Source organism: Variovorax sp. FG153, assembly GCF_057809595.1.
Map to the genome: position 1 here is coordinate 1 of NZ_JBMDKG010000031.1, position 19,170 is coordinate 19,170.

Annotated in this window: 19 protein-coding genes; 9 read left to right on the forward strand and 10 right to left on the reverse strand. The window is 71.0% G+C overall.

Features of this window, described 5'->3' with window-relative positions:
* A partial coding sequence (locus tag ACODT0_RS27535) for a DUF4331 domain-containing protein (protein ID WP_489042787.1) occupies nt 1-1,051 on the reverse strand: 1,051 nt, incomplete at its 3' end.
* A 269-nt stretch (nt 1,052-1,320) separates the two neighbouring features.
* Complete coding sequence (gene glgX, locus ACODT0_RS27540) at nt 1,321-3,444, reverse strand: glycogen debranching protein GlgX (RefSeq protein ID WP_489042788.1); 2,124 nt, start codon at nt 3,442-3,444, stop codon at nt 1,321-1,323.
* A gap of 223 nt (nt 3,445-3,667) precedes the next feature.
* Between glgX and ACODT0_RS27545 the strand changes: the two genes are divergently transcribed.
* A complete protein-coding gene (locus tag ACODT0_RS27545; protein WP_057594242.1) occupies nt 3,668-3,937 on the forward strand; it encodes a hypothetical protein in 270 nt (89 codons plus the stop codon).
* A 34-nt stretch (nt 3,938-3,971) separates the two neighbouring features.
* Here ACODT0_RS27545 and ACODT0_RS27550 read toward each other — a convergent pair whose 3' ends face one another.
* Nucleotides 3,972-4,259, reverse strand: a complete 288-nt coding sequence (locus ACODT0_RS27550; RefSeq protein WP_489042789.1) for a hypothetical protein — start codon at nt 4,257-4,259, stop codon at nt 3,972-3,974.
* 204 nt (nt 4,260-4,463) lie between these two features.
* Here ACODT0_RS27550 and ACODT0_RS27555 point away from each other — a divergent pair, with 204 nt between their 5' ends.
* From ACODT0_RS27555 to ACODT0_RS27565, 3 genes are read left to right on the forward strand one after another with little or no spacing between them, the layout of a single operon-like run.
* Entirely contained in the window at nt 4,464-5,042 is a 579-nt protein-coding gene (locus tag ACODT0_RS27555; RefSeq protein WP_057594244.1) for a biotin transporter BioY, read from the forward strand.
* Entirely contained in the window at nt 5,042-6,448 is a 1,407-nt protein-coding gene (locus ACODT0_RS27560) for an AMP-binding protein (protein WP_489042790.1), read from the forward strand. Before ACODT0_RS27555 ends, ACODT0_RS27560 begins: the two co-directional genes overlap by 1 nt.
* Nucleotides 6,445-7,608, forward strand: a complete 1,164-nt coding sequence (locus ACODT0_RS27565; protein ID WP_489042791.1) for an acetyl-CoA C-acyltransferase — start codon at nt 6,445-6,447, stop codon at nt 7,606-7,608. Before ACODT0_RS27560 ends, ACODT0_RS27565 begins: the two co-directional genes overlap by 4 nt.
* Before the next feature lie 10 nt (nt 7,609-7,618).
* On the opposite strand, the gene ACODT0_RS27570 is transcribed toward ACODT0_RS27565, so the two are convergent.
* A complete protein-coding gene (locus tag ACODT0_RS27570; protein ID WP_489042792.1) occupies nt 7,619-8,338 on the reverse strand; it encodes a nitroreductase family protein in 720 nt (239 codons plus the stop codon).
* 128 nt (nt 8,339-8,466) lie between these two features.
* On the opposite strand from ACODT0_RS27570, the gene ACODT0_RS27575 reads away from it, so the two are divergent.
* From ACODT0_RS27575 to ACODT0_RS27595, 5 genes are all read left to right on the forward strand, one after another.
* Entirely contained in the window at nt 8,467-8,910 is a 444-nt protein-coding gene (locus ACODT0_RS27575) for a hypothetical protein (RefSeq protein WP_489042793.1), read from the forward strand.
* Nucleotides 8,911-9,045: 135 nt separating this feature from the next.
* On the forward strand, nt 9,046-10,161 hold the full coding sequence (locus ACODT0_RS27580) for an ABC transporter substrate-binding protein (protein ID WP_489042794.1): 1,116 nt from the start codon (nt 9,046-9,048) through the stop codon (nt 10,159-10,161).
* A gap of 11 nt (nt 10,162-10,172) precedes the next feature.
* On the forward strand, nt 10,173-10,985 hold the full coding sequence (locus ACODT0_RS27585) for an ABC transporter ATP-binding protein (RefSeq protein WP_489042795.1): 813 nt from the start codon (nt 10,173-10,175) through the stop codon (nt 10,983-10,985).
* On the forward strand, nt 10,982-11,815 hold the full coding sequence (locus tag ACODT0_RS27590) for an ABC transporter permease (protein WP_203205593.1): 834 nt from the start codon (nt 10,982-10,984) through the stop codon (nt 11,813-11,815). Before ACODT0_RS27585 ends, ACODT0_RS27590 begins: the two co-directional genes overlap by 4 nt.
* On the forward strand, nt 11,808-12,833 hold the full coding sequence (locus tag ACODT0_RS27595; protein ID WP_489042796.1) for a transporter substrate-binding domain-containing protein: 1,026 nt from the start codon (nt 11,808-11,810) through the stop codon (nt 12,831-12,833). The genes ACODT0_RS27590 and ACODT0_RS27595 overlap by 8 nt, the downstream gene beginning before the upstream one ends.
* 101 nt (nt 12,834-12,934) lie before the next feature.
* Here the strand turns inward: ACODT0_RS27595 and ACODT0_RS27600 are convergent, their stop codons facing one another.
* The 6 genes from ACODT0_RS27600 to ACODT0_RS27625 all read right to left on the reverse strand — a co-directional run bounded on the left by ACODT0_RS27600 (nt 12,935) and on the right by ACODT0_RS27625 (nt 19,035).
* Entirely contained in the window at nt 12,935-13,930 is a 996-nt protein-coding gene (locus tag ACODT0_RS27600) for an ABC transporter substrate-binding protein (protein ID WP_489042797.1), read from the reverse strand.
* A complete protein-coding gene (locus ACODT0_RS27605; protein WP_489042798.1) occupies nt 13,930-14,259 on the reverse strand; it encodes a 4Fe-4S binding protein in 330 nt (109 codons plus the stop codon). The genes ACODT0_RS27600 and ACODT0_RS27605 overlap by 1 nt, the downstream gene beginning before the upstream one ends.
* On the reverse strand, nt 14,256-15,887 hold the full coding sequence (locus ACODT0_RS27610) for an FAD-dependent oxidoreductase (RefSeq protein WP_489042799.1): 1,632 nt from the start codon (nt 15,885-15,887) through the stop codon (nt 14,256-14,258). Before ACODT0_RS27610 ends, ACODT0_RS27605 begins: the two co-directional genes overlap by 4 nt.
* Nucleotides 15,888-15,998: 111 nt before the next feature.
* A complete protein-coding gene (locus tag ACODT0_RS27615) occupies nt 15,999-17,180 on the reverse strand; it encodes a YeeE/YedE family protein (protein ID WP_489042800.1) in 1,182 nt (393 codons plus the stop codon).
* Between the two features lie 106 nt (nt 17,181-17,286).
* The gene (locus ACODT0_RS27620; protein ID WP_489042801.1) at nt 17,287-18,237 is read right to left on the reverse strand and encodes a sulfurtransferase; all 951 of its coding nucleotides are present in this window, start codon (nt 18,235-18,237) and stop codon (nt 17,287-17,289) included.
* Nucleotides 18,238-18,357: 120 nt separating this feature from the next.
* Nucleotides 18,358-19,035 (reverse strand): TetR/AcrR family transcriptional regulator, encoded by a 678-nt coding sequence (locus ACODT0_RS27625; protein WP_261210871.1) that lies wholly within the window; start codon nt 19,033-19,035, stop codon nt 18,358-18,360.
* Nucleotides 19,036-19,170: the final 135 nt, after the last annotated feature.

Sequence of the window (19,170 nt, forward strand, 5' to 3'; positions counted from 1 at the left end):
CGACCAGGTCGGTGCGCGGGAAGTTCGTGGGCGCGGGCGCCTGGAACAGCGTCTGTACCAGCGCCGGCAGGGTCGGGTTGGTCACGTAGTCGGCGAACTGCGCGTCGTCCTGCGGCTTGGAGCTGTTGAAGCGATCCTTGTCCTTCAGGCCGATCACCACCTCGTTGACCAGCGGCATGCCCAGGCGCGAGACCTGGGCCCAGGCACCGCCGTTGATCGCGGTCGTGCCATGGCCGCTCTTGGGCGGGCTGGCGATCAGTCGGCCCTGGCGCACGCTGGCCGTGGTCCATCCGCCCACGATCGGCTGGCCGGCGGTGGTGATGCACGAGATCGGCACCTCGAGCGCCAGCGTCGTCACGTTCTTGCCGGCCAGCGCGTCGGGGTTGGCCGAGCTCGAGCCCACCGGATTGAGGTTGATCAGGTCGAACACCTGGCCCAGGGCCACGCTGAACGGGTCCTTGCGCTGGCCGACGAACACGCGGCCCTGCGTGGCGCAGCCCGGGATGTTGACCGTGTAGAGGTGCTGGTTCGCATAGCTGGCGTAACCGGTCGGCCCGCCGAAGGTCTTGTCGCCGATGTTGTCGGTGGGCTTGTCGAACTCGGTGCCGCCGCCGGCCTTGGTCACGGCCTCCACCTTGCCCTTGCGGCGGTCGCCTCGCACGATGTTCAGCGTGTAGGTCTCGCGCAGGTTGCTCGTGGCCTGGTTCGGCGCGCTGATGCCGCCGGCCTGCACCAGCGGGATCGACACCTGCTTGCCCGCGATCGGCAGCTGGATGTCGCGCAGCGTGTTCTTGAACCTGAACTGGAAGGTGATGTCCTCGACCGCGTTGCCGTCGGTGTCGAGGTGGATCTCGTACAGGCCGTTCGGGTCCATGGTGAAGTAGTTCGGGCCGCCGTACGGGCTCTGGTCGGGCTGGTAGTTGGCGATCAGCGTCACGAAGTCCTGGCGGCCGGCTTCGTAGCTGCGGAACATGTAGAAGTCGGTGGCATCGAGCTTGGGCATGCCCGCGATCGACGGTGCCTCCCGGTGGCTGGATGCGATGGCACCCATGGCGGTCACGGCACTGAGCACGAGGACACAGGCCCTTGCGGGCGGTAGGGAGAATCTCATCGGCATCACCTCGGTGTAAATGGTGGATTTGGCAGGCACGACTCGTCCGACGCGAACGTCGGCTCTGGATGAGTACGGGCCGGAAGTTCAACCGGATGCGATTTTTTTACCGAGGGTTTTCACCGCGCCGCGCGGGCGTGGAAGTGCTATTCGCGCGTCCCCGCGAGGGCGCGCGCGGTCCTTCCTTCCGTCACCGGAATGTCACGGACTCAGCGGCTCGCGAAGACCAGCACCGAGCGCCCGGTCGCGAGATAGTCGCCGCGCGCCGCGTCGTCGCCCAGGGCGGGATCGGCACTGTCCAGCACCAGCGTCCACGCGCCGGCGGGTGCCGCCGGCAGCGTGAAGGGCACGGCCTCGTGCCAGGCGTTGAACACCAGCAGCACGCTCGCGTCGTGCGCCGCCACCGGAATCGCCGACACCGGCGCGCGGCCATCGAGCAGCAGCGCGAAAGAACGCGTCTGCGGATCGTCCCAGTGCGAGGGCTGCATCTCTTCTCCGGCCGGCGTGAACCAGGTCGAGTCCTTGGCGCCGATGTCCTCGAACCAGGCGCCGGCCAGGAAGCGGTTGCGCCGCAGCACCGGGAATTCCTTTCGCAACGCGAGCAGGCGGGCCGCGAACTCGCCGAGCGCGCGCCCCGCGTCGCCGCCGGCCGCGGCCCAGTCGACCCACGAGATCGCGTTGTCCTGGCAGTAGGCGTTGTTGTTGCCCTGCTGCGTGCGGCCGAACTCGTCGCCGGCCAGCAGCATCGGCGTGCCCTGCGACAGCAGCAGCGTGGCCAGCAGGTTGCGCTGCTGGCGCGCGCGCAGCGCGAGCACGGCCTCGTCGTCGGTGGGGCCCTCGATGCCGCAGTTCCACGAGCGGTTGTCCGAATGGCCGTCGCGGTTGTCCTCGCCGTTGGCCTCGTTGTGCTTGTCGTTGTAGCTCACGGTGTCGGCCAGCGTGAAGCCGTCGTGCGCGCTGATGAAGTTGACGCTGGCCCAGGGCCGGCGCCCGCGGTGGTTGAAGCGTTCGCCGCTCGCGGTGAGGCATTGCGCGAGCTTGCCGGCCATGCCCTCCTCGCCCTTCCACCAGGCGCGCACGGTGTCGCGGAACTGGTCGTTCCACTCGGCCCAGCCCGGCGGGAAGCCGCCGACCTGGTAGCCGCCCGGGCCGATGTCCCAGGGCTCGGCGATCAGCTTCACGCTAGAGAGCACCGGGTCCTGCCGGCAACTCTTGAGGAAGCCGCCGCCCTCGTCGAAACCGTGCGGCTCGCGCGCGAGGATGGTCGCGAGGTCGAAGCGGAAGCCGTCCACGCGCATCTCGGTCACCCAGTAGCGCAGGCTGTCGGTCACCATCTGCAGCACGCGCGGATGGCTGAGGTTCACCGTGTTGCCGGTGCCGGTATCGTTGATGTAGTAGCGCGGCGTGTCGGGCAGCAGGCGGTAGTAGCTCGCGTTGTCGATGCCCTTGAACGAGATCGTCGGGCCGAGCTCGTTGCCCTCGGGCGTGTGGTTGTAGACCACGTCGAGGATCACCTCGAGGCCGTGCGCATGGAAGCGGTCGACCATGTGCTTGAACTCGTCGATCTGCGGCCCGTCCATGTAGCGCGGGTCGAGCGCGAAGAAGCCGATGGTGTCGTAGCCCCAGAAGTTGGTCAGGCCCTTCTCGAGCAGGGAGGACTGGTTCAGGAACATCTGCACCGGCAGCAGCTCCACGCTGGTCACGCCGAGCGCGCGGATCGGCGCCAGCACCTCGTCGCGCGCCATGCCCGCGAAGGTGCCGCGGAACTGCTCGGGCACCTGCGGATGCTTCATCGTGAAGCCGCGCACATGGGTCTCGTAGAACACGGTCTCGGGCCAGGGCACGCGCAATGCGTCGGTCTGCGTCCACTCGAAGCGCGAATCGACCACCACGCACTTGGGCACCAGCGGCGCGCTGTCGCGCTCGTCGAAGCTCAGGTCGCCGTCGGCATGGCCCACGGTGTAGCCGAACAGCTCGGGGCCCCACTTGAGCTCGCCCATGTAGGCCTTGGCATAGGGATCGAGCAGCAGCTTGTGGTGGTTGAAGCGGTGGCCCTTCTCGGGCTCGTAGGGACCGTGCACGCGCAGGCCGTAGCGCGCGCCGGGTTGCAGGCCGGGCACGAAGCCGTGCCAGATCTCGTCGGTGTACTCGGGCAGGGTGACGCAGCCGACCTGCGTGGTGCCGGCCTCGTCGAAGATGCAGACGTCGACCCGCGTGGCATGCGCCGAGAACACGGCGAAGTTGACGCCGTCGCCGTTGAAGGTGGCGCCGAGGGGGTGCGCGGTGCCTTCGAGCACCGTCAGGGGGGTCGGAACGTGAGGGGTGTCGGCCATGGCGTGTGGGTGATCGGGCTGGGGGGTTGCGGGAAGGGACGGCAAAGTCTCCGTGTGCCCCGCGCCCGCGTGCGGCAGCAGTTGGCGCGGCCTCGCGTAGGCGGCGCGCCCGTCATCCGGCCATGCCGGCCGGCGGCTCATAATGCGGCCCGTCGCCGGACCCGGAACCCCGGGGTCCCCGCCCGAGTCCACCACGGCTCCTTTGCAACCGCACGCCTCTCCCATGACCGACAAAGAACGCCTCGACTACCTCCAGGGACAAGTGGCCGCGCTCAAGAGCTTCTGCCTGGCCCTGATGTCCTCGCACCCGAATCCCAGGCTGCTGTTCGACCGGATGGAGCGCTTCGGCAACCAGCAGGCGGGCATCCTGCTGGGCCAGCCCACGTCGGACGCGCTGCTGCAGGGCGCCGATGCGATGCGCGACCAGCTCCTGGCCTATGCCAGGGAGCTGCAGGCGGCGATCGACAAGAAGTCGGAGGCCGACAAGGCCTGACGCCCGTGTGCGGCTGCCGGGGCCGCCCGAGCCGTTATCGCGCGTTGAGGTCGGTCGAGGTCTCGAACTCGATGCCGCCGACGAACCTCTGCAGGAAGTTGTAGATCAGGCAGCCGATGGCCACCGCGCAGTAGGCGAAGACCAGGTACATCACCGGCGCGAGCAGCAGGACCAGGATCGACGGCCCGCTCTTGCCGGCCGGCTGGACCAGCGCGAACAGCAGCGCGAAGGGCACGATGAACACCAGCGAGGTGACCGCCATCATGACGCCGAACACCTTGCCGTTCTGATGCGGCGAGAGCCGCGAGATCTGTTGTTTCATGGGGCGGCGCCTCCTCGCGCCTGAGTCTGAAGTCGGACGGACAGGGTACCAGCGCGGGCCTGGCGGCGACGGTGTTACGCTCTCGGACGCCTCCTGCCCGCCCCCCGTGCAGGCAGTGAAGGCCCAGCCACCCGCGGCCCGTCCGCCACGCAAGGAAGCCAGGGCCACGGCCCGTGGCACGACCTTCCCCGACATCCCATTTCCATGTCCACCTCCACCCCGATCACCTCCTCCCGCACGCTGTCCTACGTCGCGCTCTTCGCCGCGCTGATCGCCGCCCTGGGCGCCGTTCCGCGCATCGACCTGGCCCTGGGCGTGCCGATCACGCTGCAGACGCTCGGCGTGATGCTCGCCGGCTGCCTGCTCGGCCCGCGCCGCGGTTTTCTCGCGGTGGCGCTGCTGCTCGTGGGCGTGGCGCTCGGCCTGCCGCTGCTGTCCGGTGGCCGGGGCGGTCCGGGCGCGTTCGTGACGCCTTCCGCCGGCTTCCTCGTGGGCTGGCTGTTCGGCGCCTTCGTGTGCGGCTGGGTCATGCGGCGCTTCGCCGCCGCGCGCGGACGCGCCCTGTTCGCCGCGGCGCTGGCCGCCTCGTTCATCGGCGGCATCGTCGTGGTCTACCTGTTCGGCATCGCGGGCCTGTCGCTGGTGGCTCACCTGCCGCTGCAGAAGGCAGCGCTCGCGAGCCTGGTCTTCGTACCGGGCGACCTCGTCAAATGCGTGGTCTGCGCGCTGGTGGTGCAGACCGTGGCACGCGGCCTGCCGAGCTGGCGGCTCGATCGCGACTGATGACCGGTCCGGCGCCCGATTTCCGGACCGTCCACGCGCCGCTCGCCTGGTGGGCGCGGCACACGCCCGATGCCCTCGCGCTCGACGACGGCCACACGCGACTGAGTTTCGCCGCGCTCGCGGCCCGCGTCGCGACGCAAGCCGCCGCGCTCGACGCCGCGGCCACGCCGACGGTCGCCTGGGCCAGCGCGAGCGCATCGCCGGCCGACCAGCTCGCGAGCTTCCTCGCGATCCTCGCGAGCAACCGCACCGCGGCCGTCGGCGATCCCGACTGGCCCGAGGCCGTCCGAGACAAGGTGCAGGCGCGCATGGCGCGGCACCTGGGCGCGGCCTCCGGCATCGAGGAAGCGCACGCGAACACCCCCTTCTACATCGGCTTCACCTCGGGCAGCACCGGCGTGCCCAAGGGCTTCCGGCGCACGCACGGATCGTGGACCCACAGCTTCGAGATCTGCGTCCGGAGCTTCGGCCCCGCCACCGGCACCACCGTGCTGGTACCGGGCCGGCTCTCGCATTCGCTGTTCCTGTTCGGCGCGCTGCTGGGCCTGTGGACCGGCGCGGGCATGCGCCTGCAGCGCCAGTTCTCGGCCGCCGCCGCGCTCGACACGCTGCGGCGCGGCCTCGCGGGCAGCCTGGTCGCGGTGCCCAGCCAGCTGCTGCTGATGCTCGAGCATGCGCAGCGCCATGGCATGCCGCCCGTGACCGGCACGCGCCTCGTGATGATCAGCGGCGCCCCCTGGCCGCGCGCGCGCACCGCCGCGCTGCGCGCGCTGTTTCCCGAGGCACGCATCGTCGAGTTCTATGGCGCCTCGGAAACCTCGTTCATCGCCTGGGCCGACAGCGACGAGGCCCTGCCCGACGACGTGGTCGGCCGGCCCTTCGCCAACGTCGAACTCAGGATCGAGCCGCCCTTGCCCGGACTGATCTACGTGCGCAGCCCGATGGTGTTCAGCGACTACGTGACGCTGACGGCCGAGGAAGACGGCACCGCCGTGCTGCGCGACGGCGACTGGCTCTCGGTGCGCGACATGGGCCATGTGGACGAGGACGGTTTCCTGCACCTGGTCGGCCGGCAGCAGCGCATGCTGCTCGTGCAAGGCAAGAACCTGTTCCCCGAGGAAGTCGAGAACGTGCTGGCCGGGCATCCGGACATCGCGGCCGCGTCGATCCAGGGGTTGCCGCATCCGCTGCGCGGCATGGAGGCCGTGGCCCTGCTGGCGCTGTCGGCACCGCTCTCGCGCGAGGAACTGCAGGCCTGGTGCCGTGACCGGCTCGAGCCCTTCAAGCTGCCCCGGCGCTTCTACCGCGTCGACGCCTGGCCTCGCACGCCGAGCGGCAAGACGGATCACGCGGCCCTTGCGCGGCGACTGGCCGACACATCGGCGGCGCCGTGGGAACGGCTGTGAATCCGCCCGTGATCCTCGGCTGGGCCCGCAGCCCGGTGGTGCCGGTCGGCGGTGCGCTCGGCGCGCTGGCGGCGCACGAGATCGGCGCGCCGGTGCTGCGGGCCTTGCTGGCGCGCTCCGGCGTTCCGGCGCAGGCGGTCGATGCGGTCGTCGCCGGCAACGCACTCGGCGCGGGCGGCAATCCCGCGCGCATGGTCGCGCTGGCCGCCGGCCTGCCGGACCGCGTCGCCGCGCTGTCGGTCGATACCCAGTGCTGCGCGGGCCTCGATGCCCTGACCCTGGCCGCCGGCCTGCTGGCCAGCGGCAATGCCGCCATCGCGATCGCCGGCGGCGTCGAGGCCTGGAGCCGCGCTCCCATCCGCCAGCATCGCCCGCGCGATGCCGGCGAGGCGCCCGTGCCCTACGACCGCCCCGCCTTCGCGCCCGACCCGGCGCGCGATCCCGACCTGCTGCTCGCCGCCGCGCGCCATGCCGCGCTGCATTCGATCGGTCGCGCGCGGCAGGATGAGTTCGCGGCCCAAAGCCATGCGAAGGCGCTCGCATGGCGCGAACGCATGTCGCAGGAGATCGTGCCCATCGGCGATGCCACGCACGACAGCTATGCGCGCGAACTCACGGCCTCGCGCATGGCCCGCATGCCGATCGAGGCCGTCGCCGACACGCTGTCCGACCCGGCTGTTGCTCAGGAGATGGCCGTCAGCCGCCTCGCGATCGCACCGCGCGCCGACGGCGCCGCCTTCGTGCTGCTCGCCACGCCGCAGGCCGCGGCCGCGCTGAAGATCGCGCCGCGGTTCCATTGGCTGGGCGGCACCTCGATCGGCGTGGCACCGGAGATGCCGATGCTCGGCGCCTCCACCGCCGCCGAAGCGCTGCTGCGCCGTGCCGGCCTCGATGCGGACGCGCTGTGGGGCGCCGAGCTGCACGAGGCCTTCGCCGTGCAGGCGCTGTCTTTCATCCAGGCCTTGGGTTTGCAGCCCTCGCGCCTGAACCGCGGCGGCGGCGGCCTGGGCCGCGGGCATCCGATCGGCGCCTCGGGCGCGGTCAGCCTGGTGCGCCTGCTCGCCGACATGCAGCACGATGCCCCATCGGGCGCGCACGGCCTCGCGGCGATTGCCGGCGCGGGTGGCCTGGGCGCGGCGGGGCTGGTGCAGCGGCTCTAGGCTCCAGCAGCTAGCGCATCACGCGAAAGAAGTCATCGAGCGGCCGCCGCGCGGTCCGCACCGCGTTCTCGGGCGCCCGCGGATCGGCATAGCCCAGCGCCAGGCCGCAGACGATGTGGTGCTCATCGCCCAGCCCCAGCGTCGAACGCACCAGGCCCGGATAGGACGCGATCGCGCCGATGGCGCAACTGCCGATGCCCTGCGCGCTCGCGGCCATCATCAGACCGAACAGGCACATGCCCAGGTCCATGTAGCAACCGCTGCCCATGCGCGCATCGATCAGCACCAGCAACGCCACCGGCGCATCGAAGAAACGGAAGTTGCGCTCGAACTGCGCATCGCGCGCGGCCCGGTCCTCGCGTGCCGCGCCCAGCGCGCCATAGAGCGCCTGCGCCGCCGCGACCTGGCGCCGGCGCAGGCTGTGGGGCATCGGGCGCGGGAAGTAGCCGTAGTCCTCGGCTTCCTGCTCGCCGTTGCGGAATGCGCCCACCAGCGCCGCGCTCAGGCGCGCGCGGGCATCGCCTTCGAGCGAGACGAACTCGCCGGGCTGCAGGTTCGCGCCGCTGGGGGCACGGCGCGCCTGGACCAGGAGCTGCTCGAGGCAGCCCTCGGGCAGGGGCTGGTCGGTAAAGCCACGGGTCGAGCCGCGTTGCTCGAGCAGCGTCTGGAGTGCGAGGGGGTCGGGGGCGGAAGAAACGGCTGCCGGGTCGGCAGCGAGAAGGCTGTGCATGCCGCATTTTCGCAAGCAATCCAGGGCACCTCGGTTCGAGCCGTCGCTGCGACCCTCGGTGCTGGAAATCGATACTTCAACAGCGCGATCCGCGGTGCGAGCACGCCAGCCGGTACAACCGCCCCACCATGAGATATCGCAACGTCGCTCTGCCGCTGGCCATCCTTTCGATCGGCGCCATCGTCGAAACAGCCATCGCCTGTCACTTCAGCGTGGACGCGCGCGGCTGGTGGCCCCTCATCCTTGGCATTTCGCTCCTTCAAGTGGCGGCATACAGCTTCGCGTTCGGTCTGGTGGCTGGTGACAGAAGGCTATCCAGCATCTACATCGTCGTCTTGAACGGACTGTTCGCAGCCACCAGGGTGTATGTCTGCTGTGCCTACTACGCGATCTCCATCGCACGGGCGGCCGCCTACCCGCACCTGATCGAACTCACGCCGCTGCAGCAGGCGATCAGGAGCAACTGGAGCGTCTACCTGATGCCCCTCCCTTTCCTGATCGCTCACCTGGCACTGGCGAGGACGAGGCTCGCCAGTGCCCGCGCGCAACGGCCGCCGCGCGAGGCCGGCTGATCGATCGAGCCCGGAGGCGAAAAGGGGCTTCCCCACTCCCCGCATATCCATGCATGGATTTCTTCGTTGGTCCGGCACCGACCGCTTCCTAGCATCGGCCATCCCTGTTCAGAGGCAGTTCCGCTGTCGGTCGCCATGTCCATCGAGAAGCTCTCCCCCTCCCGCGAATCCACCACCAACGCACTGCGCGCGCCCTCGCGCCGCGGCCTGCTGCAAACCCTCGTCTCGCTGGGCACGGTGGGCAGCCTCGGCGGGCTCGGCGCGGCCGCGCTCGTGGGCTGCTCGCGCGACGAGGCGAAATCCGCTTCGGCCGACGCGCCGGCCATCGTCAGGAAGACCGGCGACAAGGTCGCGTTCAAGTACCCCGACAACCCCTCGTTCGACCTGATCTACCTGGCCGACCAGCTCGGCTACTTCGAGGGCACGAACACGCGGCCGCAGTACGTGGGCAAGATCGCGGCGCCGCAGATCATTCCGCTCGTGGGCACCGGCGAGATCGATTTCGGCAGCCGCATGGTGCCGCTGGTGATCTCGGCCATCGCCTCGGGCGCCGACCTCAAGGTGGTGGCGGCCGGCGGCAAGACGCTGCAGGAAGCCCCGCACATGAAGTACTTCGTTCGCAAGGACTCGGGCATCCTCAAGCCCAAGGACCTCGAGGGCAAGACCATCGGCTTCAACAGCTTCGGCGCCTGCGCCGAGTTCGTGACCAAGAAGTACCTGCGCCAGCAGGGCGTGGACGTGAACAAGATCAACTTCGTGGTGGTGCCCGACGAGCAGGCCGAGCAGACGCTGGTCACGCGCAACACCGACCTCGCGATCATCCATGCGCCCTTCTCGGGCCGCGCCGACCATGCCGACGCGCTGGTGCGGCTGTGGAGCGACTTCGATCTCGACGGCGGCCTCGGCGGCATGGCGCCCTACAGCGCGCACGGCCGCTTCATCCGCGAGCATCCCGAGGCGGTGCGCGACGTGGTGACGGCGCTGGCCAAGGCCGGCAACTGGGTCAATGCGAATCCAGAGGAAGCGCGCAAGCTGGTCGCCAAGCGCATCAACATGGACCTGCGGAACGTGGACCGCTACGCCTACGTCGAGGACCTGGTGGTGACCGAGCCGCCGATCGAGTACTACGTCGACATCCTGCAGTCCGAGGGCAAGATTCCGGCCGGCAAGGTGGCGGTGAAGGACGTCTACACCAACGAGTTCAACCCCTACGCGCAGGCGCCCTCGCAGCCCGCCGCGGCGAAGACCTGAGCGGCGCGCGCATGAGCGGCATCAAGATCTCGGCGCGCGACGTGCGCATGGACTACGCGGCGCGCGGCGCGAGCGAGCGCGTGCGCGTGCTCGAGGGCTTCGATCTCGACGTGCGCGAGGGCGAGTTCCTCTCGGTGCTCGGCCCCTCGGGCTGCGGCAAGTCGACCTTCCTCGGCATCCTGGCCGGGCTCACCGAGCGCACCGGCGGGCGCATCGCCATCGACGGCCAGCCGGTCGCGGGCGTGCACCGCAACCAGGGCGTGGTGTTCCAGGGCTATGCGCTGTTCCCTTGGCTCACGGTGCTCGACAACATCGCGGTGGGCCTCGAAATCCGCGGCATCGGCAAGGCCGCGCGCCGCCGCACCGCGCAGGAATACCTCGAGCTCGTGGGCCTGCACGGCTTCGGCGAACGCTATCCGCACGAGATCTCGGGCGGCATGAAGCAGCGCGTGGCGATCGCGCGCTCGCTGGCCTACCGACCCGACGTGCTGCTGATGGACGAGCCCTTCGCCGCGCTCGATGCGCAGACGCGCGAGATCCTGCAGGGCGAGCTGCTGCGCATCTGGGAGCAGTACCGCAAGACCATCGTCTTCATCACGCACAGCCTCGAGGAGGCGGTCTACCTGTCCGACCGCGTGGCCGTGATGACGCAGCGGCCCGGCCGCGTCAAGGCGATCATCGACATCCCGCTCGCGCGGCCGCGCTCGGCCGAACTGCGCCATTCGAGCGAGTTCGCGGCCCTGCGCCAGCGCGCCTGGGAGGTGCTGAAGGACGAGGTGCAGGTCGGCCTGAAGCCGCGTTCCCTCGAAGGAGTGGTCTCGTGAGCGCCGTGCTCGAAGGCGCGCCCGCCGCGCCCGCGCCGCGCCGCACGCTGGCGCGCTTCGCCCGGTTCGCGGGCCGCTTCGCCGAACGCGCCGCCGGCATCGTGCTGTTCCTCGCGCTGTGGGAAGCGCTGCCGCGCCTGGGCATCGTGAGCGATGCCTACCTGAGCCCGCCCTCGGCCGTGCTCGCGAGCATCGGCCAGCTGCTCGACAACGGCCAGCTCTGGAAGCACGTGGCCGCGAGCCTGCAGCGCTCGCTCTGGGGCCTGGTGCTCGCGAGCGGCGCGGGCGTGCTGCTGGGCCTGCTGATCGGCGGCTTCCGCCGGCTCGCGGCCATCGTCGATCCCGTGCTGCAGCTGTTCCGCCAGACCTCGGCCTTCGCGCTGTTCCCGGTCTTCATCCTGTTCCTCGGCATCGGCGAGCTGTCGAAGGTGGCGATCATCTTCTGGGCCTCGTTCTGGCCGGTGCTGCTGAGCACCGTGAGCGGCGTGAAGCAGGTCGACCGGCTGCTCGTGAACTCCGCGCTGTCGATGGGCGCCTCGCGCCGCTTCGTCTTCTTCAAGGTGGTGCTGCCGGCCTCGCTGCCCTCGATCTTCACCGGCGTGCGGCTCGCGGGCGCCTACAGCATCACGGCGCTGGTGGCGGCCGAGATGATCGGCGCGCACTCGGGGCTGGGCTTCCTCACGCTCAATTCGCAGGAGACCTTCCAGATCCCGACCATGTACGCCGGCATCCTGCTGCTGGCGGTGCTCGGGCTGCTGCTGAATTACCTGCTGGCGCTGCTCGAGCGCCGGCTGCTGCGCTGGCGGCGCGGGTTGAGCCTCGATGAGTGAGAACCCGCGCCCCCCTTCTTCCTCTGCCTCCTCGGCCGTGGCCGGCCTGCTCGACGGCATCGGCCGCTGGCCCAGCCTGGTCGCGGCCGGGCCGGTGCTCGCGGTGGTCGCCGCGCTGGCCGCCGCGGGCGGTGCCTGGCCGAATGCCGACAACGCGCCGCGCGAGCGTGGCTTGTCGGGCCCCGCGACCTGGCTCGCATGGCTGCCGCCGCTGGCCGTGCCCGCGCTGGCCACGCCGCTGAATCAACTGCCCAAGGGCCCGGTGCTCGCGCGCGCGATCGCGCGCGGCGAACTGGTCGTCGGCGTGCGGCGCTATCCGCGCCCCGCCCCGCCCGGCTCGCCCACGCCGCCCGAACCCGATGCCTTCGATGCCACGCTGGCACGCGAGCTCGCGGCCTCGCTGGGCGTGAAGGCCGTGCTGGTCGGCCTCGCGCCCAACGAGCGCGACGAGGCGCTGCGCGATGGCCGTGTCGACCTGCTGGTGGCCGGTGTGCCCACACGGGACGCACGCGACGATGCAGGCGGCGCCGGCATCGACGCCGCGCCCGGCAGCTACGACACCGGCCGCGGCCAGGTGGTCGCGCTGCGCCGCGGCCGGGTGCAGGACGAAAAGGCGCTGCGCGGCGCCTCGGTCTGCGTCGGCGAAGGCTCGGGCTATGCCGGCGCGGTGGCGCTGCGCTATGGCGCGCAGCCGCGCAGCTATCCCTCGGCCGTGCATGCGGCCTCGGCCTTCATGGCCGGCGAATGCGCGGCGCTGGCCGAAGACGCGCAGGTGCTAGAGCGGCTGATGGGCAACGAGGAATGGCGCTTCTACAAGCCGGTGGCGCGGGACCTGCGCGCGCCGGCCGACGCGGCCGTGCGGCTCGCCGCCGGCGACGCCGTGTCGCGCGACTACATCGCCGCCGCGCTGCGCCGCTGGCGCGCCGACGGCACGCTCGCGCAGGCGCGGGGGGCGCGTGCGGGGAATCTGCAGTTCGAGATCACCTTGTTGAAGGATGGGTTGGTTTGCCATTCGTGAGGACGGCAGCCAACACGCATCCGCTCAAAAACCGTTCTCGCTGAGCTTGTCGAAGCGCCGCGCGAGGCTTCGACAGGCTCAGCCCGAACGGTTTGGAGCGTTCAGCCTTCTATGCCCTCACGCGACGCCCACTGCCACTGCGCCAACGCAAAGTCCTGCGTCACCAGCTTCTCCGCCAGCAGGAACTTCTTCACCTCCTCGATGAGCCCCAGCCCCTCGGCCGGATAGGCCGCCTCGGGATACTGGCTCAGCGGATGCGAGGCCTTGACCGCCTCGAGCGGGAAGCCGCTGACCTCGGCATGGAAGGCGTAGTAGGCCGCACTGTCGGCGCGCATCTCGGCAATGGCCGCGCGGCGCGCGCGGGTCCAGGCGGCCGGCAGGCCGGGCGCGGTGGCGAGCAGCTTCGACGAAGCGACGATCACCGAGGTGCCGCGCAGGGTGGGATGACGGTCGGCCTCGTCGATCACGGGGTAGCCGCGCGATGCGAGCAGCGGCCCGACGTCGATCTGGGCCGCGAAGGCGGCGATCGAGCGCTGGTCGAGCGCGGCTTCGCCGTCGCGCGGGAACATGTGGATCACCTTCACCGACTTCTGCAGGCCGTGCTCCTTGAGCAGGCCCAGCACGTAGCGGTGCATGTAGGAACCGCGCGCCACGCCAATGGCCTGGCCCTCGAGCTCGCGCACGCTGCGCACGCCGTCGCGCGGCGTGAGCAGCCAGACGTTCATGCCCACGGTGTCGAAGCCGATCAGCCGCGCATCGAGGCCGCGCGAGCGCGCGACCACGGCGGGCGTGTCGCCGTAGATGCCGACGTCGAGCACGCCCGAGATGAAGGCTTCGTTGAGGTCGGGTCCGTTCGGGAAGTTGCGCGTGACCACCTCCTTGAAGCCCAGCGGCGCGAGTTCGCGCTGCAACAGGCCCTGGCGCAGCGCCCAGCCGGTGGCGGCCGCGGGCTTCCTGCCCGGACCGATGTAGCCCAGGCGCAGCACGCCCGCGCCCGGTGCGCCCTGCGCGATCGAGAACAGCGGCAGCGTGGCCGCGGAAGCGGCGACGGCGCCGCGCAGCAGCCGCCGGCGGCCGGTATCGACAGGCGCCGCCATCAGTGCGCGCGCCGCAGCAGTTCGAAGCTGGCGTCGGCCGAGGCCGTCGACTGGCGGCCGCGCCCCCAGCCGATGTCGCGGCGGTAGCTGCCCATCAGCGCCTGCGCGGCCACGTCGCGCTCCTCGGCGATGGCGCCGCGGTCGGCGATCGGCGCGACGTAGAGCGCGTCCTCGGGGCAGTAGAGCTCGCACATGAAGCAGGTCTGGCAGTCGTCCTGGCGCGCGATGCGCGGCAGGCCGCCGGGCACGGCCTCGAACACGTTGGTCGGGCAGGCGCTCACGCAGATGTTGCAGGCGGTGCAGCGCTCGGCGCTGATGAGCTCGATCATGCGGCCACCTCTTCCTCGGCGCGCCGTTGCACGGCATGGCGCTGCACCCAGACCTCGTCGAGCCCGCCGCTCAGCAGGCGATGGCGCTGGCTCGGGTCGATGGCCGAATGCTCGCGCCGGCGGTGCATGCCGCGCGTCTCGGTGCGCTGCAGCGCGCTGCGGTACATCCAGCGCGAGGTGGCCAGCATGGCGGCCGCTTCGCGCGCGCGCACGGCGTCGGCCGCGCTGGCGGCCGGTGCGCCCTGGCGCAGGCGCTCCCACAGGGCGTCGAGCCGCGCGAGCGAATCGCGCAGCGCGTCGCCTTCGCGGAACCAGTTGCGTTCGTAGGGGAAGACCTCGGCCTGCACCGCGCGCACCACGGCCTGGCTGTCCCAGGCCTGCGCGCCGCGCGTGGCCAGCGCGACGCCGCCGGCGCGCAGGACCGCGCGTTGCGAACGCGCGCGCGCATCGCGCCCGAAGTCGGCCGCGCCGGCGCCGGCCCAGAAACCCGAGGACAGCGCCCAGGCCGCGTTGTGGCTGCCACCGCCGGTGAAGCCGCCGCAGATCAGCTCGCGCGTGGCCGCGTCGCCCGCGGCATAGAGGCCGGCCACGGTGGTGGCGCAACTGTCGTCGATCAGGTGCAGGCCGCCGGTGCCGCGCACCGTGCCCTCGAGCCGCAGCGTGACCGGGAAATGCTGCGTGAAGGGGTCGATGCCCTGGCGGTCGAAGGAGACGAAGAAGTTCGGCTGCGCGGTGCGCATCCAGGCGCGGATCTGCGCGTCGGCGCGGTCGAGGCAGGCGTAGACGGGTTGCGCCTGCAGCGTCTGCGCGATCACGCCGCGGCCCTTGGACGAGCCCGCGCCCTCGATCGCCACGCCGTCGGCCGTGTAGAAGGTGGCCCAGTTGTAGAACAGCGACTTGGTGACCGACGAGAAGGCCGGGCCGAGCCCGTAGGCATTGGAGAACTCCATGCCCGACAGGGCCGCGCCGACCTCGGCCGCCATCAATTGGCCGTCGCCGGTCAGCACGTTGCAGCCCAGCGCGCGGCTCAGGAAGGCGCAGCCGCCGGTGGCGATGACCACCGCGCCGGCGCGCGCCACCCAGCTTTCGCCGCTCTGCCGGTTCACGCCGGTGGCGCCGCAGACGGTGCCGTGCTCGTCGACCAGCAGCTCGAGCACCGGGCTGTGGTCGAGGATGCGCGCGCCCGCGGCCTTCACGCGCTTGCGCATCAGCCGCATGTATTCGGGGCCCTGCAGCGAGGTGCAGCGCAGCGCGCCCTGGTCGTCGACCGGGAACGGATAGCCCCATTCCTTGAGTGTCTCGACGTTGGTCCAGGTCTGCTCGAGCACGCGGTCCATCCAGGCGTGCTCGGCCAGCTGGCCGCCCATCGCGAAGCGGCTGGCCTTGGCCTCCTCGCGCGCCGTGCCTTCGGCCGGCACGTGCCACAGGCCGGTGCCCGAAGGCGCGGTGGCGCCCGAGGTGCCGCAGAAGCCCTTGTCGGCCAGCAGCACGCGCGCGCCGCGCGCGGCCGCGCTCACCGCGGCCCAGGCGCCGGCCGGACCGCCGCCGATCACCAGCACGTCGGCCTCGTGGCGCGTGCCGCCATCGGCGCCCGAAAGAAGCTGCCGCTCGAAATCCCTGGCGCCCATGTCGCGTGTCCTCTGCTGCAAAGAAAGAAAAGAGGACCGACCGTATCAACGGCGCGGGCATGGCACAAAGAAGGAATGCGTGCTTCGATATGCGCGGCCCTGGAATGCCGCTCAGTTGCCCCAGCGCAGCTTGAGGCCGGCCCAGACCGCGAGCAGCACGGCCGCGCCGAAGACCCAGCCCGAGAGCGCGCCGGCCATGGTGCCCGACAGCAGGTTGCCGACGGTGCAGCCCAGGCCGGTCATCGCGCCCCAGCCGAGCAGCAGGCCGCCGCCGAGCCCGCGCGCGACCTGCGCCGGCCGCGGCCACGCGGGCCGGAACTGCCCGCTCGCGAGCGCGGCCGCGAAGGCGCCGGCGACGAGGCCGCCGACCAGCAGCGCGTTCGGCGTCTGCCACAGGCTCTGCGCCACGGCCGTGACGCAGCCCGCGAAGCCGTCGAGGCCCTCGAGCCGCTGCGGCAGCAGGCCCTGCCCTTCGCCGGCCGCGCGCGCCGCGCTGCCGAGCGCGGCCGTCACGCCCAGCGGCCGCAGCCGCAGCACCACGATCACGGCGATGGCGCCCACCGCGAGGCCGCCCCAGACATAGGGCCAGCGCCCCCGCAGCAGCGCGCGCAGCGCGGCGCCGAAGCTCGCGGGCACCGCGGCGTTCCGCGCGGGCGGCAGGCGTCGCCACAGCAGCGCGCTCGCGAGCGCGAGCACCGCGAGCTGCAACGCGGCCGAGCCCGCATAGCCCAGGTGATGCGGCAGCCAGGGCACGGGCGCGGTGGCGATGGTCGCGCTGTAGAGCGGGTTCCAGGTGTTGAAGCCGAGCACGAAGCCCAGCGCCGCGCCCGCGAGCGCGAAGGGCGCGGTGGGCGAGCCCTCGCCGAGCCGGTACCAGTGCGCGCTGATGCACGAGCCCGACACCACCATGCCCGCGCCGAAGGCCAGCCCCGCGAGCACCAGTGCCCAGCTCACCGGGCCGATGTGGGCATCGGGCGGCAGCCGGCCCGGCTGCGGCACCGGCAGCCAGCCGCTCATCACCACGTGCATGCCGAGCGTGCCCACCGCGAGCGCCGCGACGATCGCGAGCAGGCCGCGCGCGTCGCCGCGCTCGAAGTAGTCGCGCGCATGGCAATAGAAGCAGAAGCGCGAGCGCTGCAGCACGATGCCGAGCACCGCGCCGATGCCCAGCGCGAAGGCCAGCGCGCGGCCGCCGCTGCGCTCGCCGAGCAGGTGCACGCCGGCCGCGAGCAGCACCAGCACGACCAACGCCGTGGCCAGCGCGGGCCAGCGCGCCGCGCCCGTGCCATCCAAAAAAAACGAGCCCGAAGGCTCGCCCAATGCCGTCCGCGCTTCCGGCGGACGGCCACCCAACTCCTGGTGACTCACGAACCCTCCTCGTTCTTCTTCTCTCCTCGAATCACTTCGATGCCCAGACGGTGCCGCTCGGGTTGCTCACCGGCACGCCGACCGCGTTGCCGTACTCGGTCCACGAGCCGTCGTAGTTGCGCACGTTCTTGTAGCCGAGGATGCGGTGCAGCGCGAACCAGGTGTGGCTCGAGCGCTCGCCGATGCGGCAGTAGGTGATGACCGGCTTGCTGCCGTCGATGCCCGCGGCGGCGTAGAGCGCCTTCAGTTCGGCCGGCGACTTGAAGGTGCCGTCCTCGTTGACCGCGCGGCCCCAGGGCACGTTGGCCGCGCCGGGGATGTGGCCCGCGCGCACCGCGAGTTCGGCCGCGCCCGGCGGCGCGAAGATCTTGCCGCTGTATTCGTCGGCCGAGCGGATGTCGACCAGGCGGGTGTCCGACTTGCCGTCGGCCACCGCCACCACGTCGGTCAGGCGCGCGCGCAGCGCCGGGTCGGGCCGGCTCGCCTTGAAGGCGGTGGCGGCGTACTCGGGCGTGCGGTTCTCGAGCGCGCGGTTCTCGGCCTCCCACTTCTTGCGGCCGCCGTCGAGCAGCTTGACGTTGTTCAATCCGTACTGCTCGAACACCCAGGCGCCCCAGGCCGCGAACCAGTTGTTGTTGTCGCCGTACAGCACGACGGTGGTGTCCTTGTCGACGCCCGCGGCCGACAGCAGCTTCTCGAACTGGGCCTGGCTCACGATGTCGCGGCGCACGCGGTCGTTGAGGTCGTTGTGCCACGAGAAGTTGACCGCGCCGGGGATGTGGCCGCGCTCGTAGAGGCCGGGGTTCACGCTGACCTCGATCACGCGCACCCTGGCGTTCCTGAGGTTCTTCTCGAGCCACTCGGTCGACACCAGCGCCTCGCCGGCTTCGGCCGTGGATTGGGCGACGGCCACGGGGGCGCTCGCGATGAAGGTCAGCGTGGCAAGGGAGGCGGCTCGCCACCAGCGGCTCAGGATCGACATGCGTAACTCCTTGTGAAAAGTGCAGGCCGCACTGTAGGGAGTCGCCGCGCGCTCACCAACGAAGCGTTTGCGATATGGCTATGACCAATGCATCTGAAAGCGGCACCCGCTTCGGCGCGATCAGGCCGAGGGCTTCGCGCCCTTGCGGCCGAACACCTCGGGCGCCACCAGCATGAAGGCGCGCACGCGGTCGGCCAGCACCGCGTCGAGGTCCTCGGGCATGGCCTCGGCGTAGATCCAGCGCCGCACGCCGATGTAGAAGATCCCGCCGTGCATGCCCCACATCAGCTCGCGCTCGCGCTCGGTGGGCTTGGCGCGCCCCGTGAGGCCGAGCTCGTGGCGCATCTCGCGCCAGATGTGCGGGAACAGCCGTTCCTTGAGCAGTTCCATGTACTGCCCCGGCACGTAGCCGTCGGACAGCCCCGAGAACACCAGGATGCGCACCCACTCCTTGGTGAGGATCGCACGCGCATAGGCGCCGTAGAAGCGCACCAGCCGCGCTTCGAGCGGGGTGGAACGGTCCGACAGCCACTCCTCCCACTCGGGCTGCCAGCGCTCGAGGTAGACCTCCTCGTACACGCGCTCGATCAGCGCGCGCTTGTTCGGGAAGTAGTGATAGAGCAGCGGATGCGTGATGCCGATCTGCTGCGCCAGCTCGCGCGTCTGGCCGTCGAGGCCGCGCTCCGAGAAGAAGGCGATCGCGCCGTCGAGGATCTGGCGCTCGCGGTCCTCGGTCGAGAGCCGCTGGCGCGCGGGTTTGACGGCCACGTTCTTCGGGTCTTCGGATGCGTCTTTCATGAAGCGGCTGTTGTCTTCGGTGTTGTCGTTGGAGGATCGCAATTTACCTCATGGTAAGTACCAATGATCTTATTGACCACCCGTTAAATACTCCGGCCCATGCGAACGGCACCGGCTCCCGGTGCGCCACCGAGG

Bases quoted from the DNA above. Each gene is read 5' to 3' on its own strand.
- ACODT0_RS27550 (WP_489042789.1), bottom strand. From the start codon at position 4,259: ATGAAACAACAGATCTCGCGGCTCTCGCCGCATCAGAACGGCAAGGTG.
- ACODT0_RS27545 (WP_057594242.1), top strand. From the start codon at position 3,668: ATGACCGACAAAGAACGCCTCGACTACCTCCAGGGACAAGTGGCCGCG.
- ACODT0_RS27620 (WP_489042801.1), bottom strand. From the start codon at position 18,237: ATGTCGATCCTGAGCCGCTGGTGGCGAGCCGCCTCCCTTGCCACGCTG.
- ACODT0_RS27595 (WP_489042796.1), top strand. From the start codon at position 11,808: ATGAGTGAGAACCCGCGCCCCCCTTCTTCCTCTGCCTCCTCGGCCGTG.
- ACODT0_RS27610 (WP_489042799.1), bottom strand. From the start codon at position 15,887: ATGGGCGCCAGGGATTTCGAGCGGCAGCTTCTTTCGGGCGCCGATGGC.
- ACODT0_RS27600 (WP_489042797.1), bottom strand. From the start codon at position 13,930: ATGGCGGCGCCTGTCGATACCGGCCGCCGGCGGCTGCTGCGCGGCGCC.
- ACODT0_RS27560 (WP_489042790.1), top strand. From the start codon at position 5,042: ATGACCGGTCCGGCGCCCGATTTCCGGACCGTCCACGCGCCGCTCGCC.
- ACODT0_RS27555 (WP_057594244.1), top strand. From the start codon at position 4,464: ATGTCCACCTCCACCCCGATCACCTCCTCCCGCACGCTGTCCTACGTC.
- glgX (WP_489042788.1), bottom strand. From the start codon at position 3,444: ATGGCCGACACCCCTCACGTTCCGACCCCCCTGACGGTGCTCGAAGGC.
- ACODT0_RS27575 (WP_489042793.1), top strand. From the start codon at position 8,467: ATGAGATATCGCAACGTCGCTCTGCCGCTGGCCATCCTTTCGATCGGC.
- ACODT0_RS27585 (WP_489042795.1), top strand. From the start codon at position 10,173: ATGAGCGGCATCAAGATCTCGGCGCGCGACGTGCGCATGGACTACGCG.
- ACODT0_RS27605 (WP_489042798.1), bottom strand. From the start codon at position 14,259: ATGATCGAGCTCATCAGCGCCGAGCGCTGCACCGCCTGCAACATCTGC.
- ACODT0_RS27570 (WP_489042792.1), bottom strand. From the start codon at position 8,338: ATGCACAGCCTTCTCGCTGCCGACCCGGCAGCCGTTTCTTCCGCCCCC.
- ACODT0_RS27580 (WP_489042794.1), top strand. From the start codon at position 9,046: ATGTCCATCGAGAAGCTCTCCCCCTCCCGCGAATCCACCACCAACGCA.
- ACODT0_RS27625 (WP_261210871.1), bottom strand. From the start codon at position 19,035: ATGAAAGACGCATCCGAAGACCCGAAGAACGTGGCCGTCAAACCCGCG.